At 37.5% G+C, this 6,138-nt stretch carries 5 protein-coding genes; 4 read left to right on the top strand and 1 reads right to left on the bottom strand.

The genetic code is table 11. The annotated features are described in order from the left end of the window. Positions 1-94 precede the first annotated feature (94 nt). Positions 95-925 carry a non-homologous end joining protein Ku gene (gene ku, locus AC1VU3_RS09910; RefSeq protein WP_480387473.1) on the bottom strand — a complete coding sequence of 277 codons (831 nt, stop codon included), beginning with the start codon at positions 923-925 and terminating at the stop codon, positions 95-97. Positions 926-1,039: 114 nt separating this feature from the next. Here ku and AC1VU3_RS09905 point away from each other — a divergent pair, with 114 nt between their 5' ends. The 4 genes from AC1VU3_RS09905 (at position 1,040) to AC1VU3_RS09890 (ending at position 6,086) form a co-directional block, all read left to right on the top strand. After that, positions 1,040-2,878 (top strand): DNA ligase D, encoded by a 1,839-nt coding sequence (locus tag AC1VU3_RS09905; protein WP_482983379.1) that lies wholly within the window; start codon positions 1,040-1,042, stop codon positions 2,876-2,878. Positions 2,879-2,996: 118 nt separating this feature from the next. After that, a complete protein-coding gene (locus tag AC1VU3_RS09900) occupies positions 2,997-3,317 on the top strand; it encodes a general stress protein (protein WP_480387475.1) in 321 nt (106 codons plus the stop codon). A gap of 173 nt (positions 3,318-3,490) precedes the next feature. Next, positions 3,491-4,048, top strand: coding sequence for an integrase (locus tag AC1VU3_RS09895; RefSeq protein WP_480387476.1), 558 nt, complete (start codon positions 3,491-3,493; stop codon positions 4,046-4,048). A 1,030-nt stretch (positions 4,049-5,078) separates the two neighbouring features. Further along, positions 5,079-6,086, top strand: a complete 1,008-nt coding sequence (locus tag AC1VU3_RS09890) for a hypothetical protein (protein ID WP_480387477.1) — start codon at positions 5,079-5,081, stop codon at positions 6,084-6,086. Positions 6,087-6,138 lie beyond the last annotated feature (52 nt).

Here is a 6,138-nt window from a genome sequence, read left to right as displayed (position 1 = left end):
TGAGCCCGGTAAAATACCGAACTCATACCAGCCGATTAGCTGCATAAATTAAACTCTAACTTTAAGGGGTCACTACCTAGGGCAGCTTTTTTCGTTAAGAGGTTTTCTTTTTTGGCGTTCTTTTTCTGGTTGTTGTTTTTTTCTTTGGCTTTGTTCTATCCAATGAAGCTTGAAGTGCAGCCATTAAATCGGTGACGTTCGATGCTGCAACAGGCTGTTTTGCATCTGTTTCTACTATTAAGGTGTTGTTCTTCTTCTCTTCTATTAGCTCCATTAAGGCCGTTCGATAATCATCCTTATATTTTTCAGGTTCAAATTCAGTTGTTAGCTGATCTACTAATAGTAAAGCTGTTTCTAGCTCCTTTTGAACCACTTCTTGTTCAATAGGGATGTTGGGCACCTCGGCAACTGGGCGAACCTCATCCGGAAAATGTATTGTCTCCATAACGAGCATGTTTTTATATACTCTTACAACAGCAAGCTGTTCCTTTGCGCGAATAATAATCTTTGCTACTCCAATCTTCCCGGAGTCTAAGAGTGCTTTTCTTAAAAGCGAGTAGGCCTTTGAGCCACCACTATCTGGAGCCATATAATAGCTTTTTTCGAAATAAATTGGATCGATTTCCTCTAGCTTAACAAAATCTATAATTTCTACCGCTTTGTCTTCATTTTCCTTGCGCAGCTTTTCCAACTCTTCCTCATCTAAAAGGACAAACTTATTTTTGGAATACTCATATGCTTTCACAATATCTTCATTTTTCACTTCTTTATTACACCCTTCACAAACTTTCTTATAAGTGATGGGCGTATGGCATTCTTTATGGAGCTGTCGAAGCTTAATGTCTTTATTTTCAGTGGCAGCATGGAGCTTTACAGGGATATTAACCAACCCAAAGCTAATGCTTCCTTTCCAGACGGTATGCATATCATTCACGACCTTTTTATCTTACTTTGGAATATTTTTAATGAAATATGTATGACTGACTAGAAAATAATAAAACTAACAGTAAAATGAAGCCAAGAGAAGGCAGGTTTACAAATGAAACCCATGCTATTAACATCCGCAGTTGATATTCCAAAAGGAAAGGATTGGTTATATGAAGTAAAGTATGATGGCTTTCGTTGTATCCTTGAATGGAATCAGGAGATTGTTTTATGGAGTAGAAATGGAAAAAATTTAAACAATATGTTTCCTGAAATTATTCATTTCTGCAAAGAGCTGAGAGATCAAATAGAAGAGTTTCTTCCTTTAAGCCTCGATGGAGAGCTTGTATATCTAACGAATAATTTTAATAGTGATTTCACCAAAGTTCAGGTAAGAGGAAGAATGCGAACGGAGAAGTCTATTTTGGAGCATGTAAATAAGTTTCCCTGTCATTATGTTGTATTTGATATTTTGCAATACAAGGGAGAATTACTAACATCTCTACCATTAAATGACCGTAAGAAAAAGCTACTGCAATTATTTAAAAAGCTTCAGCTTCCTCTCTCTATTTCTTATACAAACCCAGAAAGACTGCAAATGATTGATGTCTTTAAAAATAGTAAGGAGTTATTGGGACAGCTTCAAGCGTCTTGTGGAGAAGGAATGATTGCAAAGCAGCGAGCTAGTGTCTGGACAAGTGGGAAGAGAACAAACCAGTGGGTGAAAATAAAAAATTGGAAGCTTATACATGTCATCTTGACCAGTTACGATAAGGAAAATGGCTATTTTAAGGGAGAAGTTTATAAAGGGAACAAGCTTGTAGAGGTTGTAAACGTAAAAAATGGACTCTCTGAAGAAGAGGAGAAAACGTTAGTACAATTTTTTCGACGTAATGGACGTCAACTAACAGAGAATGTTTGGGATATTGAACCATCTATCTGTATCATTGTCGCCTGTATTGATTTTGATGGGAAAAGCTTAAGAGAACCACGATTTTATGCTTTTGCCTTAGATGTCGATCCACAAACATGCACTTGGGAAAGACTCACATATGATATGTTTCCTATTCCGGAGAGTGTGAAGGTTACCCATCCCGATAAGCCGGTTTGGCCATCGATTCAGATAGACAAGGAAGGTTTCCTATATTATCTGCAGCAAGCTTCGACATACATGCTTCCCTTTCTAAATAACCGACTATTAACAGTCATTCGCTATCCACATGGTACGCTACGAGAGGAGCGATTCTATCAGAAAAATTGGGAGGACAAGTTACCTAGCTATGTAAATACCACAGTTTTCGAGGGAAATCGTTATGTGGTTTGTAATAATATTGAAACGCTACTTTGGCTTGGAAACCAGTTGGCTCTTGAGCTCCACATACCTTTTCAGCTTTATGAAATGGACAAGCCGACTGAAATAGTGTTTGACTTAGACCCTCCATCTGTAGAGGAATTTTCACTAGCAATCGAAGCGGCAATTCGAATGAAAGCGATATTTGATCAGTTTCAGCTGCCCTCCTACGTGAAGACTTCCGGAGGTAAAGGATTGCAGCTGTACATACCACTTCCGGAAAATACGTATTCCTATGAACAAACTCGTATTTTCACTAAATTTATATGTGATTTTCTTGTGGAGCAGGAGCCTAATTGGTTTACCACAGAGAGGTTGAAAAAGAATAGGAATAATAAGCTTTATCTAGATTACGTGCAGCACCATGAAGGGAAGACAATTATTGCACCGTATTCAACCCGAGGAAATGATCGAGGCTTAATTGCCACTCCTTTGCTTTGGGAAGAGGTGAAGGAGGGGTTACATCCAGAGCTCTTTACCATTCCGGCAGTAATAGATAGGATACAAACAATAGGAGATCCTTTTCGTCACTTTCGACAAGATATTGAGCCGGAGCAGTTTCAATCTGTCTTAGAAAAGCTAAAAAATATCATGACAATGTAACTGATTAGGGCTTAAGCTTCAATTTGGTCATCTTATGTTTTAGATAATCTTTGCTGGGAATATAAAGACTACGTGAGCGATAGAAAAGCTCACTAAAACATGTAAGGAGGAATGTAACATGGCAAACAACCAAAACAATCGCAGAAACAACAACGGCAAGCTGTCATTTGAAGAAGCGGGACGTAAAGGTGGGGAAGCAACCTCCAAAAATCATGGACAAGACTTCTATGAAGAAATCGGCCGTAAAGGCGGGGAATCAACTTCTAGTAACCATGGCCAAGATTTCTATGAAGAAATTGGTCGCAAGGGTGGAGAAGCACGGAGCAATACCGGTAACTCTAGCAATACCGGTAATGGTAACAACGGCAAAATGAGCCGTGAAGAAGCAGGTCGCAAAGGCGGAGAAGCGAGCAGCCGTAGCCGACGCTCTAACAATTAATTTATACTAATTAGAAGACAAATAAAAAGTTTTGAAATACCCAAAGTCGAGATTTCGGCTTTGGGTATTTCTCGTGCAAAAATCTTGTTTTCTTCCTTTTTTTGTTATATAGTTTCTCTTGTGTGAAAAAAATGGTAGACAACTACCTTAAAGAGGAGAAACTGAATAACTGAATGAACCAAGTGGTAACTACTCAGAATATACAGCAGATAATTAGCTCGACAATGGATACAGTTGAAATGGATGTTGAGATTAGAAAAGACCGATCCGGAGTAAATATGAGCTATAACTTCATAGGGCATTATTTAAGCTTTGATGAAAAGCGTTTAATAGAAGCAAAAGAAGAAATGTCATTTCCTATTACCCTCGAAACTTATATTGAAATACTAACAATCCATGAGCTTGGCCATGCCATAGATAGAGATAATTTGATGGCTACTATAGATCGTACTTATGAAATCTTTGAAATGAAAAATAGTTATTCTATAAAAGAACTTTATACGAACCTAGCACTTCTCGCTATGCTGATTGAGGAGCATGATATGAATTTAGTTTTTGAAGAGACTGCATGGGAGAATGCAGAGAAGCTTAATAAACATTTTGCTATTGCAGATGAGATGACCTTTCAAGCAGTCAAACAACATAGCCTTTCCACATATATAGCGTCTTACCAAAGAGACTTACTATTATTTCAAAAGCTTCGTGAGCAAGAAGCAATGCAAATTGCTTAGAAGTTATGAAAAATCATATGAAATACACGAAAGTAGTACAAACCAAGGCTATGGTTTGTACTACTTTTTTAGTAGAGATGGAGGAAAGCCGAACAGTCTTTAGAATCATCCGAAAATAGTAAAAGAACAAATTAACTTTACCTCTTGTTATGTATCAGTTTAATATGCTGGGATCCTTAAAAGAAATATGTCAATGGCTTAACTTAGGGTAGGAAAAATTAAGTACCTCACGTCTTGTGACAACGTATTCCTGACCAGAATCCTGTTGGACTCCGGAAAACGCCCAACCATGTGGACAACCTCTTTTCCTGACATTGTTAGAGGAGGATGGGATAAAACTATTCCTTTCTTGAAAGGTTCTATTCTTTTAAAAACTATTAATTAAAAACTATTTTTAGAAGTGTACACGAATGGGTTCGGAGCAGTGTGGGCGACTCCTGCGGGAGGATGGAGACAGGTGAGACATAGCAACGGCACGCGTTAGCGTTCGGCTATGGCTCATTTTAAGGACGGAAAACTAAGAACGTCACATCGTGTGACAACGTTTTCCTGACCAACATCCTGTTGGCCCGCGGAAAGCGTCCGACACAGCGGAGAACCTAAGATTCATAAAATAAATTCTACCTTTTAATCGTACATTTTTTGATTCATCAATTATATATGAAGGGACAGAGATTAGTTATAAGAAAGTTATTATAAAATAGAAATGAACCTATTACTTGCAAAGAATACTATAAAGTTTAATTAGTAGCTATACAGGGAAAAGAATAAAGAAAAACACATAGGATATACCGAATACACCACAGCTGCAAAGTATTAAAAAGCTGAACAGTGAGAAGAATAATGAAAGAAGAGATGATAGCAAAAAACAATGACTCCTATTAGGATATTCCAGAAAAAAGCGATATTGGAATATCTCTTTTTATTTTTCTTTCATTTTTTACAAAAAATCACATTTAAAAGTGAGAAAATAAATAGAAAATGATATACTATCATCATCATACATAGAACAAAGAGGCGGTTAGGTTTCATGAAGAAAAAAAATCATTACCTGCAGACAAATGATAAGGTTATCGTGTTCCCTGGCATGGTAGAAACATTGATAACGGAAGGTTTGGCTTTTGCAGAAAAGAATAATTATATAAAAGCAGCTGCATGCTTTGATGAGGCAAAGAAATTTGTAAAGCTTGATGATATGATTTTGAGTGTATATATCCTGACTTTATTGGAAACAAGAAGAACTCAAGAGGCAAGAGAAATTTGTGAGGAGCTATTAGAGGGGAAATCCCCTGCTTTTGAGCAAATTGTCGAGCTTTACCTAACCATCCTACTTGATTTGAAGGAATATACCGCTTTAAATGAAACGATATCTTACATATTATCTGAATATGAGTTCTCTAATGAGCGTAAGACCAACTTTCAGCAACTGCTTGAGCTTAGCGGTCGGTTAGCGGGGGAACAAAGTCCGCTGATGCCTGAGGGAGAAGTAGAAGAAGTGGAAAAAATAGAAAAAGATAAGATTGAATATGAGCATTTTATCAGTCTCCCCTTTGTTCAGCAGGAGCAAATCCTGCAACAGGCCTTTTATCAGAATATATCTGACGCTATTAAAGAAATTAAGTTGATTGCTGAGAGTGAGATGGTACCACCTACCATTCAAACGCTTGCTCTTTTACTTCTTGGTAGTGCAGGGGTTCTGGAAGAAGTGAAAGTTAACAAATATGGGCAACAGATGAGTATTTCTCCTGCTAAGCCACCAGTTAATACAGCAGTTGATCGAATGGAGCATATCACTCAATTGGTACAAGAAAAGCTAGCAAAGGATCCGTCTCAACAAGCATTGACAGCAGAGCTTATCCATCGACATGCTTACGCACTTTTTCCGCTAAACTGGAAAGGCTATGAGGATGAGGAAATAGCAGATGCATATTCCACATTTGTGGAAAGCTTATTTATGGGAGAACCAAATGTATCTACTCCTTTACTCGATTTTATATGGAAAATAGAACTCTCGCTTCAAGCACCAAATAATCAATAGTGTTGAAACTCTCTTTAGTTATGCTATAATATACAAGTTGTCAATATAATTA

The organism is Psychrobacillus sp. Z16_25 (genome assembly GCF_056856695.1).
The sequence above is the reverse complement of the archived record's forward strand: the minus strand, read 5'-3'. Positions and strand labels throughout refer to the sequence as shown.

What these genes read in the sequence shown, in the direction of transcription:
- AC1VU3_RS09890 (WP_480387477.1), top strand. Translation starts at nt 5,079, where the DNA reads ATGAAGAAAAAAAATCATTACCTGCAGACAAATGATAAGGTTATCGTG.
- AC1VU3_RS09905 (WP_482983379.1), top strand. Translation starts at nt 1,040, where the DNA reads ATGAAACCCATGCTATTAACATCCGCAGTTGATATTCCAAAAGGAAAG.
- AC1VU3_RS09895 (WP_480387476.1), top strand. Translation starts at nt 3,491, where the DNA reads ATGAACCAAGTGGTAACTACTCAGAATATACAGCAGATAATTAGCTCG.
- ku (WP_480387473.1), bottom strand. Translation starts at nt 925, where the DNA reads ATGCATACCGTCTGGAAAGGAAGCATTAGCTTTGGGTTGGTTAATATC.
- AC1VU3_RS09900 (WP_480387475.1), top strand. Translation starts at nt 2,997, where the DNA reads ATGGCAAACAACCAAAACAATCGCAGAAACAACAACGGCAAGCTGTCA.